The sequence below is a fragment of the Pseudonocardia sp. genome, assembly GCF_035305885.1.
Taxonomy (GTDB): Bacteria; Actinomycetota; Actinomycetes; order Mycobacteriales; family Pseudonocardiaceae; genus Pseudonocardia.
The window spans coordinates 1-13841 of the sequence record NZ_DATGOP010000136.1; the positions used below are offsets into that span (position 1 = coordinate 1).

17 protein-coding genes, 1 other RNA gene and 1 pseudogene are annotated in these 13841 nt (G+C 75.9%); 6 read left to right on the plus strand and 13 right to left on the minus strand.

Translation table 11 applies throughout. The features are described from left to right. Nucleotides 1–6: 6 nt before the first annotated feature. From rnpB to VKZ81_RS31225, 3 genes are all read right to left on the minus strand, one after another. An RNA gene (rnpB, locus tag VKZ81_RS31215) (RNase P RNA component class A) lies at nt 7–407 on the minus strand. Nucleotides 408–437: 30 nt separating this feature from the next. Further along, a complete protein-coding gene (locus VKZ81_RS31220; protein WP_324245336.1) occupies nt 438–1001 on the minus strand; it encodes an AMIN-like domain-containing (lipo)protein in 564 nt (187 codons plus the stop codon). A gap of 45 nt (nt 1002–1046) precedes the next feature. Further along, nucleotides 1047–1193, minus strand: a complete 147-nt coding sequence (locus VKZ81_RS31225; protein ID WP_324245337.1) for a hypothetical protein — start codon at nt 1191–1193, stop codon at nt 1047–1049. Between the two features lie 94 nt (nt 1194–1287). Between VKZ81_RS31225 and VKZ81_RS31230 the strand changes: the two genes are divergently transcribed. Both VKZ81_RS31230 and VKZ81_RS31235 read left to right on the plus strand, forming a co-directional pair. Next, entirely contained in the window at nt 1288–2049 is a 762-nt protein-coding gene (locus tag VKZ81_RS31230; RefSeq protein WP_324245338.1) for a sulfite exporter TauE/SafE family protein, read from the plus strand. Nucleotides 2050–2108: 59 nt separating this feature from the next. After that, nucleotides 2109–2996, plus strand: a complete 888-nt coding sequence (locus tag VKZ81_RS31235; RefSeq protein WP_324245339.1) for a DUF6596 domain-containing protein — start codon at nt 2109–2111, stop codon at nt 2994–2996. On the opposite strand, the gene VKZ81_RS31240 is transcribed toward VKZ81_RS31235, so the two are convergent. Further along, on the minus strand, nt 2941–3357 hold the full coding sequence (locus tag VKZ81_RS31240) for a DUF4267 domain-containing protein (protein WP_324245340.1): 417 nt from the start codon (nt 3355–3357) through the stop codon (nt 2941–2943). The genes VKZ81_RS31235 and VKZ81_RS31240 overlap by 56 nt on opposite strands. 81 nt (nt 3358–3438) lie before the next feature. On the opposite strand from VKZ81_RS31240, the gene VKZ81_RS31245 reads away from it, so the two are divergent. Next, complete coding sequence (locus VKZ81_RS31245; protein ID WP_324245341.1) at nt 3439–4020, plus strand: TetR/AcrR family transcriptional regulator; 582 nt, start codon at nt 3439–3441, stop codon at nt 4018–4020. Between the two features lie 126 nt (nt 4021–4146). On the opposite strand, the pseudogene VKZ81_RS31250 reads toward VKZ81_RS31245, so the two are convergent. The 6 genes and pseudogenes from VKZ81_RS31250 to VKZ81_RS31275 form a co-directional block, all read right to left on the minus strand. Continuing rightward, nucleotides 4147–5228, minus strand: a pseudogene (locus VKZ81_RS31250) (bifunctional RNase H/acid phosphatase). 4 nt (nt 5229–5232) lie between these two features. Beyond that, a complete protein-coding gene (locus tag VKZ81_RS31255) occupies nt 5233–5970 on the minus strand; it encodes a zinc ribbon domain-containing protein (RefSeq protein WP_324245342.1) in 738 nt (245 codons plus the stop codon). A 93-nt stretch (nt 5971–6063) separates the two neighbouring features. Next, nucleotides 6064–6573 (minus strand): GNAT family N-acetyltransferase, encoded by a 510-nt coding sequence (locus tag VKZ81_RS31260; RefSeq protein WP_324245343.1) that lies wholly within the window; start codon nt 6571–6573, stop codon nt 6064–6066. Nucleotides 6574–6657: 84 nt separating this feature from the next. Continuing rightward, the gene (locus tag VKZ81_RS31265; protein WP_324245344.1) at nt 6658–8076 is read right to left on the minus strand and encodes an MFS transporter; all 1419 of its coding nucleotides are present in this window, start codon (nt 8074–8076) and stop codon (nt 6658–6660) included. After that, nucleotides 8073–8204 (minus strand): hypothetical protein, encoded by a 132-nt coding sequence (locus VKZ81_RS31270; protein ID WP_324245345.1) that lies wholly within the window; start codon nt 8202–8204, stop codon nt 8073–8075. The genes VKZ81_RS31265 and VKZ81_RS31270 overlap by 4 nt, the downstream gene beginning before the upstream one ends. Then, a complete protein-coding gene (locus VKZ81_RS31275) occupies nt 8201–8671 on the minus strand; it encodes an NAD(P)H-dependent oxidoreductase (protein WP_324245346.1) in 471 nt (156 codons plus the stop codon). The genes VKZ81_RS31270 and VKZ81_RS31275 overlap by 4 nt, the downstream gene beginning before the upstream one ends. A gap of 78 nt (nt 8672–8749) precedes the next feature. Here VKZ81_RS31275 and VKZ81_RS31280 point away from each other — a divergent pair, with 78 nt between their 5' ends. Next, on the plus strand, nt 8750–9217 hold the full coding sequence (locus VKZ81_RS31280) for a MarR family winged helix-turn-helix transcriptional regulator (RefSeq protein WP_324245347.1): 468 nt from the start codon (nt 8750–8752) through the stop codon (nt 9215–9217). A 21-nt stretch (nt 9218–9238) separates the two neighbouring features. Here VKZ81_RS31280 and VKZ81_RS31285 read toward each other — a convergent pair whose 3' ends face one another. Continuing rightward, a complete protein-coding gene (locus VKZ81_RS31285) occupies nt 9239–10381 on the minus strand; it encodes a Nif3-like dinuclear metal center hexameric protein (RefSeq protein ID WP_324245348.1) in 1143 nt (380 codons plus the stop codon). Then, nucleotides 10378–11427 carry an Rv2231c family histidinol phosphate aminotransferase CobC gene (cobC, locus tag VKZ81_RS31290; RefSeq protein ID WP_324245349.1) on the minus strand — a complete coding sequence of 350 codons (1050 nt, stop codon included), beginning with the start codon at nt 11425–11427 and terminating at the stop codon, nt 10378–10380. The genes VKZ81_RS31285 and cobC overlap by 4 nt, the downstream gene beginning before the upstream one ends. 90 nt (nt 11428–11517) lie before the next feature. Between cobC and VKZ81_RS31295 the strand changes: the two genes are divergently transcribed. Then, on the plus strand, nt 11518–11997 hold the full coding sequence (locus VKZ81_RS31295; RefSeq protein WP_324245350.1) for a low molecular weight protein-tyrosine-phosphatase: 480 nt from the start codon (nt 11518–11520) through the stop codon (nt 11995–11997). Next, nucleotides 11994–12821: a fructosamine kinase family protein gene (locus VKZ81_RS31300; RefSeq protein WP_324245351.1), complete on the plus strand. Its 828-nt coding sequence runs from the start codon at nt 11994–11996 to the stop codon at nt 12819–12821. Before VKZ81_RS31295 ends, VKZ81_RS31300 begins: the two co-directional genes overlap by 4 nt. A 60-nt stretch (nt 12822–12881) precedes the next feature. Here VKZ81_RS31300 and VKZ81_RS31305 read toward each other — a convergent pair whose 3' ends face one another. Then, nucleotides 12882–13808, minus strand: a complete 927-nt coding sequence (locus VKZ81_RS31305; protein WP_324245352.1) for a GNAT family N-acetyltransferase — start codon at nt 13806–13808, stop codon at nt 12882–12884. Between the last annotated feature and the right edge of the window lie 33 nt (nt 13809–13841).

The following is a 13841-nucleotide window of genomic DNA, read 5'->3' on the forward strand; positions in this document are numbered from 1 at the left end:
GCGGGGCGGACGAGCTGGCCTGTAAGCCGGATTCTGTCCCCGGGCGCCTTGCGGCGACACCGGTGGGCGACCATCCATCTGGGCCCGCCGTCACCGACGGGCTCTAGCGGCCTACCCGCAGGCATCGGGCGGGCCACCCTCAAGCGCCTGCGCAGCTCCCGCGGACGGGAGCCTTTTGGCCTTGCTCCGGGTGGGGTTTACCGAGCCACCCCGGTCACCCGGGGTGCTGGTGGTCTCTTACACCACCGTTTCACCCTTACCCCGCGCGGTGTGCGCGAGGCGGTCTGTTTTCTGTGGCACTTTCCCGCGGGTCACCCCGGGTTGCCGTTAGCAACCACCCTGCCCTGTGGAGTCCGGACTTTCCTCGACGACGGTGGACCCGTCGCCGCGGCCGCCCGGCCAGCTCGTCCGCTACGTCCAGCCTACCGCGGGGCCGATCAGTACCAGCGGTGCGCCACGTCGACGACGAGCCGGGAGCCGTCGACGACGAGCACCCGGAACGGCAGCCGGGCCCGCACGCCGACGCCGAACGTCGTGCTGCCCTCGAAGCTGCTCGCGTAGACGACGGAGCGCAGCGTGTCGTAGCCGCTCACGTCGGCGACCTCGTCGCCCGCGGTGGGCGGGGGCTCGATGGTCGGCTCGCCCGCGTCGTCGTAGGCGGGGTGGTGGACGCTCACCTGCAGCCGGGCCCCGCCGGGCACCGGGATCACGTCGCCGGAGCCGTCCTGGCGCACCTCGTCGACGTACTCGACGCGGTAGCCGGCGGCGGTGCCGTCGAGGTCGAACACGACGCGGTCGAAGCAGTCGTGCCGGCCGGTGCGGACGGCCGTGAGCGGGGCGCGGCCCAGCCGCTCCACCTGCTCGGGGGTGCTGCCCCACGGGGTGGAGCAGGCCGACGCCGCGACGGGCACCGGCGACGGGGCCGTGGCCGCCGCGAGGGGCAGCGCGACGGCGGTGACCGCGAGCGCGACCGTCAGCGCGCGGCGGAGGGTGCGGGGCATGGCGACCTCCCTCGGTCTTTTACCTGAAGACGCCCCGCCCCGCTCTCAGGTTGCGTCGTGCTCCTCGACGGGCCGCCGCTCGGCGCCGCACCGCCAGCACCGCTCGTCGCCCTCGCTGGGCATGGCCCCGCACTCCGGGCAGAGCATCCCCAGCCAGCACACCCTGTCGCCGCTGTCGTCGCCCTCGGTCACACCCCCATCCTGCGCGCGGCGGGTGGCGCGCGCCACGCGTGACCCTGACCGCCCACCGAGGGGCTTGCATGCGCACTGCAACTACCGTGGGTCCGTGATCGACGCGTCGCCCGGCTCGCTGGCGTTCCTGCTGGTCGCCGGGCTGGTGGCCGGGGCCGTGAACGCCGTCGCGGGCGGCGGCTCCCTGCTGGTGTTCCCGTCGCTGCTCGCGGTGGGGCTGCCCCCGCTCGCCGCGAACGTCACGAACTCGATCGCGCAGTGGCCCGGCTACCTCGGGATCATCGCGGGCGCCCGCAAGGACCTGAAAGGGCAAGGGCGACGGGTGCTGCTCACCTCCCTGGTGGCGGCCGTGGGGTCGGCGGTCGGCTGCGCCCTGCTGCTGGTGCTGCCCAGCGCGGTGTTCGACGCGGTCGTGCCGGTGCTGGTGCTGCTCGCCAGCGCGGTGTTCGCGCTGCAGCCGCTGATCCGGCGCTGGGTCGCCCCCACGCCCGGCGCGCCGGACCGGCTCGCCACCCTGCTGCCCTCCGTGTTCCTCGCCGCGGTGTACGGCGGGTACTTCGGCGGCGCGCTCGGCGTCATCCTCATCGCCACGCTCTCGTTCTTCGCCCACGACACGCTCGTGCGGCTCAACGCCCTCAAGGGGTTCCTGTCGCTGGTGGTCGCGACCGTGACCGTCGTGTACTTCTCGATCGGCGCGCCCGTGGACTGGTTCGCGGTCGCGACGCTCGCCCCCACCACGCTCGTCGGGGGCTACGTCGGCGCGCGCGTCGCCCGCCGCTCACCGGAGGCCGTGCTGCGGGCGGCCGTGGTGCTGCTCGGCGTGGCGGTCGGGATCTACCTGCTCGTGTCGGGTTGACGCGGGCGCGCCACGGGGCCGACGCTCCCCTTCCACCACGGGAAGGGACCCACGGGGTGATGGCGACCGAGGACCCCCTCGAGCTCCTCCTGCTCTGCAGCCACCCCACGCTCCCGCCGCCGTCGCAGGTGGCGCTCGCGCTGCGGGCGGTCGGCGGGCTCACCACCGCGGAGATCGCCCGGCTGCTCCTGGTGCCGGAGCCCGCCGTCGCGCGGCGGATCGGCGAGGCGGAGCGGCGGCTCGCCGGTGTGCGATGCGGGCCGCGGATCCCGGCTGTGCTCGACGTCCTCCACCGGATCTTCGACGAGGGCGACCAGGGAGGGGCCCGCCCCGAGCTCGCCGCCGAGGCGATCCGGTTGACGCGCCGGCTGCGCGCGCTGCTGCCCGCCGACGGGGAGGTCGCGGGTCTCCTGGCGCTCATGCTGCTCGTCGAGGCGCGCCGCCCCGCCGCCACCGCGCCGGACGGCGGCCTCGTCCCGCCGGCCGAGCAGGACCGGACGGCGTGGGACGCCGCGGCGATCGCCGAGGGCACGGGGATCCTCCGCGCGGCGCTCGCCACCGCGCCGGTCGGGCCGTACCAGCTGCGGGCCGCGATCGCCGCCGTGCACGACGCGGCCGCCCGGGCCGAGGACACCGACTGGCCGCAGATCCTCGCCCTCCACAACCACCTGCAGGCCCTCTCCCCCGGGCCGCTGGTCACGCTCGGCCGGATCGAGGCCGTCGCCGAGGTGCACGGGCCGCGCGCCGCGCTCGCACAGCTCACCGCCGCGGCCGTCGACCCGGCAGTCGCGGAGCACGCCCAGCTGCCCGCCGTGCGCGCCCACCTGCTGGAAGCGGTCGGCGACCTCGACGCCGCCGCCGTCGAGTTCCGCGCGGCCGCCCGCCGTGCGCTCAGTGCGCGGGGGCGGCGCTACCTCGAACGGCGGGCCGCCCGGCTCGCCCGCTGATCAGGGCCAGCGCGGCCGCGATCGTCACGACGGCCGTGGCGCCGTGGACCCCGTAGGCCGCCGACGCCGGCCCGCCGTAGGCCAGCACGATCAGCGCGTCACCGGTCGGGATGGTGCTCGCCGCCAACGTGACCCAGCCGACGACCCGGGGCCGCCGCAGCGCGAGCACCGCGAGCAGGACCAGCCCGCTGCCGATGTCGCGCACCCCCTTCACGGCGAGGAACGGGTTGTCCCCCGCCGGGACCGGCACCCCGAAGCCCGCCCCGAGCGCGCCCGGGTTCAGCAGGAACCCGAGCCCGATGCCGATGATCCCCACGCCGATGATCGCGACGACCACCAGCGCCGCCCGCTGCACCCACATGACGCCTCCCTAGCGCTGCTAGAACTCCTGTCGACGCTAAGCTAGCAATGACAGATTGTCTAGCGGTGCTAGGATCTCGTCGTGGGCACCTCGAGTCGGCGGGAGCGTCAGCGCGCCGAGCGCCACCGCCTGATCATCGATGCGGCGCGCGAGATCGCGGAGTCGGACGGCTGGGACGCCGTCACCACCCGCAGGCTCGCCGAGCGCATCGAGTACAGCCAGCCCGTGCTCTACAGCCACTTCGCCGGCAAGGACGCGATCGTCGGCGCCGTCGCCCTCGACGGCTTCACCGAGCTCGCGCAGCGGCTCCGGGCGAGCGCCGCCGCGGCGTCCGACGGGCCGGCGACGGTGGCGGCGCTCGCCGAGGCGTACCTGCGGTTCGCAGCCGAGCGGCCGGCGCTGTACGAGGCGATGTTCCAGCTCGCCACGGACTACCCGTTCGCCGACCCGGACTCCCCGGCACCCCTGCACGAGGGGTTCGGCCTGCTCCGCGACGGGCTCGCGGCCGCGACCGGCACCGAGGATCTCGACCTGCGCACCGAGCTGTTCTGGAGCGCGCTGCACGGGCTCGTGACGCTCACCCGCAGCGGGCGCCTCCCGGCGGGGGCGCAGGGTGAGCGGGTGCGCCTGCTGGTGGAGCACTTCGTGGGGCGGCGCGGCTGAGCGGGGCGCGACCGCCGCTCCCCCTGACTCGCCCACACCCAGGCCCCGACTCGCCGGCGATCGGACCGCGACTCGCCGACAGCCAGAGCGCGACTCGCCGACAGCCAGAGCGCGACTCGCGTGCACTCAGAGCGCGACTCGCGGGTCGGGGTGGTGGCTCGTGTCGTTGACCAGGCGCACGCTCGCGCCGCCGTCGGGGTAGAAGTCGACGATCGACAGCGCCGCCAGGTCGAGGTGCAGCCGGTACAGCACCCCCGGGCCGCCCTGCAGCGCGGCGCGCAGCAGCATCTTGATGGGCGTCACGTGGGAGACCACGACCAGCGTCGCGCCCGGGTACTCCGCCAGCAGCTCGGCCAGCTCCTCGGACACCCGGCGGCCGACCGCCGCGAAGCTCTCGCCGCCGGGCGGGGCGACGTCCTCGGAGCCGAGCCACCGCGCGTGCAGCTCGGGGTCGCGGGCGCGCGCCTCGGAGAAGGTGAGGCCCTCCCACGCGCCGAAGTCGGTCTCGATCAGCCGTTTCCGCACGACCACCGGCGCGCCGGTCGCGCCGGCGACCTCGTCGGCGGTCTCCCGGGCCCGCCGCAGCGGCGAGGTCAGCACGGCGGCGATGTCCGGCACGCGCGCCAGGCGCTCTGCCGCGCCGGCCGCCTGCGCCCGCCCGAGCGGGGTGAGTTCGGGGTCGCCGTGCCCGGAGTAGCGCCGCTGCACCGACAGCTCCGTCTGCCCGTGCCGCAGCAGCAGCATCCGGGTCGGGGTGCCGGTCTGGCCGGTCCACGCGGCCGAGGCGGGGGCGCTCACGGCTCGGCGGCCTGGGCGTCCATGGCCTGGTTGGCGAGCGCGTCGGCGCGCGAGTTGCGCAGCCGCGGCACCCACTCGAACCGCACCGAGCCGATCTCGCGCACCAGCTGCGCCGCTTCCGCCGCGAGCGGCTGCATCGCCGGGTGCTTGATCTTCCAGCGACCGCTCATCTGCTCGACCACCAGCTTCGAGTCCATCCGGACCTGGACGTCGGTGGCGCCGAGCTCCGCGGCGGCGCGCAGGCCGGCGATCAGGCCCCGGTACTCGGCGACGTTGTTGGTGGTGACGCCGAGCCCCTCGGCCCGCTCGGCGAGGACCTCGTCGGTGTCGGGGTCCAGCACCACGGCGCCGTAGCCCGCGGGCCCGGGGTTGCCGCGCGAGCCGCCGTCGGCCTCGACGATGACCTTCATCGGGTCACAGCCCCGAACCCTCCGTGCGGACGAGGATCACGCCGCACTCCGGGCAGTGCGTCACCTCGTCGGCGGGCGCGGCCTTCAGCTCCGCCAGCGCGATGCGGTCCAGCTCGAGCCGGCACGCCTGGCAGCGCCGCGCGACCAGCGCCGCCGCGCCCACCCCGCGCTGCTCGCGGCGCCGCTCGTAGGCGGCGAGCACGTCGGCGGGAAGCGTGGCGGCCACCTCCTCGCGGTCGCGGCGGCGGCCGGCTTCCGCGGCGTCGATGTCGGCGAGCGCGTTGTCGCGGCGTTCGGTCACGGCGGCGAGCTCCTGCTCGGCGGAGGCCAGCACGCCGCGGGAGTGCTCGACGTCGGCCCCGACCGCCTCGCGCCGCTCCATGAGCTCCAGCTGCTCGTCCTCCAGCACGGCCTGCCGACGGGCCAGGGTCTCCAGCTCGTGCTGCAGGTCGGCAGCCTGCTTCGCGCCGATCCCGGCGCCCGCGAGCAGCTTGTTGTCCCGCTCCGTGCGGGCGCGGACGTTCTCCACGTCGCGCTCGATGCGGCGGATGTCCCGGTCGAGGTCACCCGCGGTCGTCTCGACCTCCACCAGCTTGTCCTTGGCCTCCCGCACGGCGGCCTCGGCAGCGGTGAGCTCGGCGTGCTCGGGCAGGTTGCGGCGGCGGTGCGCCAGGCGCGACAGCTCGGCGTCGACCTCGGCCAGGTCGAGCAGCCGGCGCTGGACGGCGGGGTCGGCTTTCACGAGGCAGGTCCTTCCGGATGAATGCAGACCACGACGCTACCGCTCTCCGCCGCGCGGCCCAGGGCCGCCCACCCCTCGTTCCCGCCGCGCGTCCTACGCGAGGTCGAGCCGGTAGGCGAGCGCGTGCAGCCGCGGTTCCACCGCCAGCCCGTAGTACTCGACGGAGTCGGTGTCGTACGCCGGGTCCCGGCGATAGCCGAGCCCCTCGTACAGCCGGACGGCCCGGGCCATGAACGAGGTCGTGTGCAGCAAGAGGCTTGTGGCACCGGCGAGCCGGGCCCGGTCCGCGCAGCTGGCCATGAGGGCACGGGCGATACCCCCTCCCTCGTGACCGGGCCGGACGGCCACGCCGCGGACGTAGGCGGCCCCGGCGGGCAGCCCGGGGCCGCCCACGTCCAGGTGCACCCGAGCGGTGCCGACGAGAGCGTCGCCGTCCAGCGCGACGAGGTTGGTGGCCCCGTCGGCCTCGATGTCGAGCACGTCGGCCAGGTAGACCGGGAACACCGCGGCCGGGACCACCGCGGCGTAGCCGGCGTAGGCGGCGCGCAGCAGGCCCCGGATCTCGGCCCGGCGGGCCGGGTCAGCGACCACGACGTCGACCACTGCGCGGCTCCTCCCGATGCTCGTCGCAGCCCCATCGTGGCGCAGCGGAGGCGGTTGTGCCGATCCGGCTCCCTGCAGCCGGGCTCAGCCTGCGACGCTGCGCGGCTCCCCCGCCTGGGCCCGCGGCACCACGAGGCAGAGCGCCGCGATGGCCACGCCCAACCCGGCCGCCACCAGGAACACCCGGTCGTAGCCCGCGGCCACGGTTGCGGCCTCCGCCCCGCCGCCGGCGACGGTCGCCAGCACGGCCAGGCCCACCGAGCCACCCGCCTGGCTCGCGGCGCTGGCCACGCCGCCGGTGATCCCCGCGTCGCCCTCGGGCACGCCGGCGGTGGCCGCGGCCACGAGGGTGGGGAAGGTCAGCCCGATGCCGACGGCGATGAGCAACGTCGGTCCGAGCACCCCGGCGGCGTAGCCGGTACCGACGTCAGCCTGGGCGAGCCAGCCGAAGCCCGCCACGAGGCTCCCGCAGCCGGCCACCACCAGGTTGCGCACCCCGGTGCGCGGAAGCAGGGCGGCCGCCACCCGCGCGACCACGACGAAGGCCACCGCCGCGGGCGTCTGCCCCAGTCCGGCCTCGAGCGCGCTCCACCCGAACACGTTCTGCAGCAGCAGCGACGTGAAGTACCACATCGCGATGGCGACGGCGCCGAACAGCAGCAGCATCGCATTGCCGACGGCCACGCTCCGGATCCTGAACAGCCTCAGCGGCATCATCGGCCGGCCGGCGAAGCGCGCCTCCACCGCGACGAAGGCGACGAGCAGCAGCGAACCGACGACGACCGAACCGACGACCAGCGGGGACGTCCAGCCGTGGTCGACGCTCCCCATGACCCCGTAGATCAGCACGGCGAGCCCGGCGGTCCCGGTGACGGCGCCGAGGTGGTCGAGCGGCTCCCGTCCGCCGCCGCGCGCGCCGCGCAGCGCGAGCGCGGCCACCACGACGAGCACCACCCCGATCGGCACGTTGACGAGGAACACCCACCGCCACGACAGACCGGTCGTGAGGGCGCCGCCCGCGAGCGCGCCGGCCATCCCGCCGACACCGCCCGAGGCGGACCACGCCCCGAACGCCCGCGCACGCGCGTGCGGTTCGGCGAACCCGGTGTTGATGACGGCCAGCGTCGACGGGCCGAGCACGGCGGCCCCCACGCCCTGGACGATGCGCGCCGCCACCAGGACCTCCGCGGCGGAGCACACGCCGCAGACCAGGCTCGACGCCGAGAAGACCACAAGCCCGACGACCAGCGTCCGACGCGGGCCGAACAGGTCGGCGGCGCGCCCTCCGAGCAGCATGAAGCCGGCGAAGGTGAGCAGGTAGCCGTTCACCACCCAGGCGAGGCCGGTCGGGGTGAACCCGAGGTCGGCGCGGATCGACGGCAGCGCGACGTTCACGATCGACGCGTCGAGGATCACCATGAACTGGCAGGCGCACACCAGCGACAGGACCAACCAGGCGGGAGCGGTGTGCGGTCGGGACCCGCTGCGCGTCGGGCTGGTCATGACGCCGCGGCCTCGGCGGCGACGCGGTCGCCCAGCAGCCGGAAGGCGATCTCGGCCAGCCGCCGCCCCTGGTACCTGGCCGCATCCAGCGCCGCGACGTTCGAACCGTCGCCGGACGGGCCGGTCACGCCGCGGTGCCGTACGGGTTGCCGCCCGCGGCGTACACGGTCCGATCGGTGAACCCGGGAGGGACGATCAGCGCGCCCCAGTGGTAGAAGACGTTGGCCAGCGACAGGATCGTGGCCTCGCTGCCGCCGTGCCGGTTGTACGCCGAGGTGAAGGCGGTGACCGGCTTGTCGGCCAGCCCGTCGTTCCGCCACAGCTCGCCGGTCTGGTCGATGAACCGCTTGAGCTCCGCGGCGGGCGAACCGAACCGCGTCGGCGTCCCGAACGCGATGGCGTCGGCCCACGCGAGGTCCTCGACCGAGGCCACGGCGGCCGGGTTGTCGTCGACATCGCCATCGGGGGCCAGGTCGGCGACCCGCCGCAGCCGGACCTCGGCCCCGGCCGATGCGGCCCCCTCGGCGACGGCCTGCGCGAGCGCGTGCACGGCGCCCGTCGCGCTGTAGTAGACGACGGCGACCTTCACGGTCATGGTCCGCTCCTGACGTCGGCTAGAGTTAGTTATGCACCTAATAGTTAGGCGCATAACTAACCGTGTCAAGGAGGACCCGTGGACTTCGAGCAGGCCGACGCCCTCAACCAGGCCATCCGCCTGCTGACCCTGCGCCACCGGGCGCGGGCCGCGACGCTGCTCGCCCCGCTCGGCCTGCACCCGGGCCAGGAGGCGCTCCTGCTCGTGCTGGCGAAGAACGGCCCGATGATCCAGGCCCAGCTCAGCGACGCGCTCGCGGTCGAACCGCCCAGCGTCACGCTCATGATCCGCAAGCTCGAGGCGTCCGGGCACGTCCGGCGCACGCCGGTGCCCTCCGACAAGCGCGCCAGCGTCGTCGAGCTCACCGATCGCGGCAGGGCGCTGTGCGAGCAGCTCAAGCGGCTGTGGTGCGACCTGGCCGAGGAGACCGTGGCCGGCCTGCCCGAGCGCACCGTGGCCGAGCTACCCGGCGTGCTGCGGACCATGGTCACCAACGTCGACGCCGGACGGGCCGGCCGCCCCGCCGGTTCCCCCGCCGAGCGGTGACCGGGGCGGCCGCGGTGCGCCTCAGCCGGCGAAGCCGACGCTCCACGGGTCGGTGCGCCGGGTCGACACCTCGACCCGCACCCGGTCCCCCAGCGCGGCGCGCACGACGTCGGCCGCCTGCGCGCACCACGGCCACTCCGACGCCCAGTGCGCCACGTCCACGAGCGCCGGCGTCGGGCGCCCCACCGTGCCGGCGAGCAGGTGCTCGGAGGCGGGGTGGTGGCGCAGGTCGGCCGTGACGTAGGCGTCGACCCCCGCAGCGGTGGCCGCGCCGAGGGCGGAGTCGCCCGCCCCGCCGCAGACCGCCACCGAACTGATCGGCCGGTCCGGGTCACCGGCGGCGCGCACGCCCCACGCCGTCTCGGGGAGCGCGGCGCGCACCCGGGCGGCGAACGCCGACAGCGGCTCGGGCTCGGGCAGCGTGCCGATGCGGCCCAGCCCGCGGGAGGAGGCGAGTTCGGCGAGCTCGAACACGTCGAACGCGGGCTCCTCGTAGGGGTGGCTGGCCCGCAGCGCGGCGACGACCGCCTCCCGGCGGGAGCGGGGCAGCACCATCTCGAGCTTCGTCTCGGCGACCCGCTCGAGCTTCCCGACCGACCCGATGGTCGGGTTGGCGCCCTCGAGCGGCTTGAACTGGCCGGTCCCCGCGGTGGCGAACGAGCAGTGGCTGTAGTCGCCGATCCGGCCCGCGCCCGCCGCCGACAGCGCCTCGTGCACGGCCGTGATGACCGGGCCGGTCGGGATGAACGTGACGATCTTGTCGAGCGGCTCGGCTGGCTCGGGGACGAGCGGTCCGCTGACCTCCAGCCCGATCGCCGCGGCGAGCGCGTCGGAGACGCCGGGGTCGGCCGAGTCGGCGTTCGTGTGCGCGGTGAAGAGCGCCGTGCCGCCGCGGATGAGCCGGTGCAGCAGCGCGCCCTTCGGGGTGTCGGCGCCCACCCCGTGCACACCGCGCAGCAGCAGCGGGTGGTGGGTGACCAGCATCTGGTGGCGCCCGATCGCCTCGTCGACGGTCTCCGGCACCGGGTCCACGGCCACCAGCACGGACTCGACCGGCTCGGCCGGGTCGCCGCACACCAGCCCGACGGCGTCCCAGTCGGCGGCGAGCGCGGGCGGGTAGGCGGCCTCGAGCGCCGCGATGACCTCGCCGACGGTCGCGGTCACGCCGCCACCGCCTCGAGCGTCTCCGCCAGCGCCTCCACCAGCCGGTTCACCTGCGTCGCGGGGCGCACGGCGACCCGGATGTGGTCGGGCCCCAGCCCGGGGAAGGTGTCGCCGCGGCGCACCGCGATCCCGGCCGCGCGCAGCGCGGTGCGGATCCGCTCGCCCTGGCCGTCCGGCAGCCGCAGCAGCAGGTAGGGCGCGGTGCCGGGCAGCACGGTGACGCCCGGGAGCTCGGCGAGCCGCTGCGCCTGCTCGGCCCGCGCCGAGGCGAGCCGCTCGGCCGCCTTGTGGGCCTCCTCGACCGCCGACGGCATCGAGCAGCCGATCACGGCCTCCAGCGCGAGCGTCGAGACCGGCCACGGCGGCCGCGGGGCGGCCAGCCGGGCGAGCAGCTCGGGGTCGCCCAGCGCGTAGCCGGCGCGCAGGCCGGCGAGCGCCCAGGTCTTGGTGAGGCTGCGGAACACCAGCAGCCCCGGCACGTCGGCCGCGCCGGCCAGCGACTCCGCCTCACCCGGGATCGCGTCGGCGAACGCCTCGTCGACCAGCAGCACGCGCCCCGGCGCCGCGAGCGCGCGCACGTCGGCGGCCGGGTGCAGCACGCCCGTCGGGTTGGTCGGGTTGCCGATCACGACGAGGTCGGCCTCGGCGGGCACCGCGTCGGGGTGCAGCCGGTGGCCGTCGGCCTCGTCGGTGAGCACGTGGACGACCTCGACCCCGGCCGAGCGCAGCGCCACCTCCGGCTCGGTGAACCCCGGGTGCACGACGGCGGCGAGCCGCGGCCGCAGCGCAGGCAACAGCGCGAACCCCTCGGCGCTCCCGGCGAGGACGAGCACCTCCTCCGGCCTGCGCCCGTGCCGCGCCGCCACCGCCTCGCGCGCCTGCAGGTCGTGCTCGGCCGACGGGTAGCGGCCGATCCCGTCCAGCGCGACGACGAGCCGGTCCCGCAGCCACGGCGGCGGCCCGCTCCCCTGGACGTTCACGGCGAAGTCGAGCAGACCGGGCCCGGCATCGACGTCCCCGTGATGCCGCAAGGACGCAAGATCCATGCCGGAAGCCTACGGCGGGGGCGGCACCGGTTTTTCGAAGCCGTCCCGGGGTGTGTGAAGGCGTTCGAGCCGGACGGGGAGACTGCAGGGGTGACCGACCGCAACGAGCGCCTGCACGTCGTCTTCGTCTGCACCGGCAACATCTGCCGGTCCCCGATCGCGGAGAAGGTGTTCCGCCACGAGCTGGAGCGGGCCGGGCTCGCCGACGCCGTGCGCGTCTCCAGCGCGGGCACCGGCAGCTGGCACATCGGGGAGCCCGCCGACCCGCGCGCGGCGGCGGTGCTCGAGGCGGCCGGCTACCCCACCGACCACGTCGCGCGGCAGGTGGACGCCGAGCAGCTCGGCGCGGACCTGATCGTCGCCCTCGACCGCTCGCACGAGCGGACGCTGCGCTCGCTCGTGCCCGAGCCGGACCGGGTTCGGCTGCTGCGCTCGTTCGACCCGGACTCCCCGCCCGGCGCCGAGGTGCCCGACCCGTACTACGGCGGGGACGACGGCTTCACCACCGTCCTGAAGATGATCGAGGCGGCCATGCCGGGGTTGATCGAGTGGGTGCGGGAGAACGCGTGAGGGTCCTCGGCAGCCCGGTCCGCGACCGCGTGCCGCTCGGCGGCGGCGCCGCCCGGGTCCGGCTCGCCGACGGGCGCACGGTCCTGGTGAAGGACGGCGACCCGAAGGCCGTGGCGGCCGAGGCCGCCGGGCTGCGCTGGCTGCGGGTCGAGGGCGGACCGCCGGTCCCCGAGGTGCTCGAGGTCGACGGCGGGCGCCTGGTCACCGAGTACGTGGCCGCGGGCTCCCCCGACCGGCGGGCCGCCGAGGAGCTGGGCCGCCGGCTCGCCGCGATGCACGCGGCGGGCGCGCCCGCGTTCGGCGCCCCGCCGCCGGGCGGGCCGACCGACGCGCGCATCGGCGCCGCGCCCATGCGCAACGCGCCCGCGCCGAGCTGGCCGGAGTGGTACGCGGCGGACCGGGTGCTGCCCTACCTGCGCACCGCCCGCGACGCGGGCACCCTCACCGCCGACGCGGCGCGCCAGATCGAGGCGGTGGCCGATCGCCTGCCCGACCTCGCCGGGCCCGCGGAGCCCCCGGCCCGGCTGCACGGCGACCTGTGGTCGGGCAACGTGCTGTGGTCGCCGGACGGCGCCGTGCTCATCGACCCGGCCGCGCACGGCGGGCACCGGGAGACCGACCTCGCGATGCTCGCCCTGTTCGGCTGCCCGCACCTCGACGCCGTGCTCGCCGCCTACGACGAGGCCGCGCCGCTCGCCGCGGGCTGGCGGGACCGCGTGCCGCTGCACCAGCTGTTCCCCCTGCTGGTGCACGTGGTGCTGTTCGGCGGCGGCTACGCCGCGCAGGCGGTCGCGGCCGCCCGGGCGGCCCTGCGCGCGGCCTGACCCGTTCCGACGAACGCGCCGTTCGTCGGTACCCGTCCGACGAGCGCGCCGTTCGTCGGATCAGCGCCAGTCGTCGAGCAGCCGCACGTCCTCCCGGTCGTAGCCGGGCTCGTTGGGGCGGTGCATCGTGACGCCCGGGCTGTCGGTGCGGAAGCCCGCCGCGAGCAGCTGCCGGTACGCCTCGTGGCGGGCGGTGTTCACCCCGAGCGTGAGCCGCGCGGCGCCCGCGTCCGCGGCGAACCCCTGGCACGCCGCCACCAGCGAGTCGAAGGCCTGCGCCACCCCCGGCCCCGGCCGGACGGCGGCGAACTTCACGTACGCCACCCCGCTGCCCGCCTCGGTGCCGGGGCCCGCGTGACACACGGCGAAGCCGCGCGGCGCGTCCGGCTCGCCGATCAGCACCACGTCACCGAGGTTCTGGTCGAGCACCGAAGCGATCTCGCCGCGCACGTCGAGGCCGGGGTGGATCGCGTCGGTGACGTCGGCGCACGCGTCGACCAGGGCGGCCCGCTCGGCGGGCGGCACCACCGACATGCGCCACCCCAGCTGCGGCTCCGCGCCGGTGAGCGGCCGGGACATGATCGCGGTGAGGAACCGGGGCCAGAAGCCGAACCGCTGGTAGAAGCCGTGGTGCTGCTGGCTCTGCGCGAACGTGAACAGGCCCTGGTGGCCGGCGCCCCACCCGTCGAGCACGTCGACGGCGGCAGCGACGAGGCGCGTGCCGATGCCCTGGCCCCACAGCTTCGGGGCCACCGACAGCGGCCCGAAGTACGCGACGCTGCCCCATCGCGTGACGAGCGTCGAGCCCGCCACCTCTCCCTCCACGAACGCCCCGAGCGCGGCGGTGTGGGTCGCCCGGAACCGGGTGCGCACGAGCTCGGTGTCCCGGTGCGCGCCGGGACCGAGAACCGTGGAGAACGCGTCGCGGAAGACGGCGTCCGCCGCGTCCACTTCGGCCGCCTCCAGCGGCCGAACCTCGATGTCCACTGGGGCAGGATGCCGTGCCGCTGCGCCGAACGG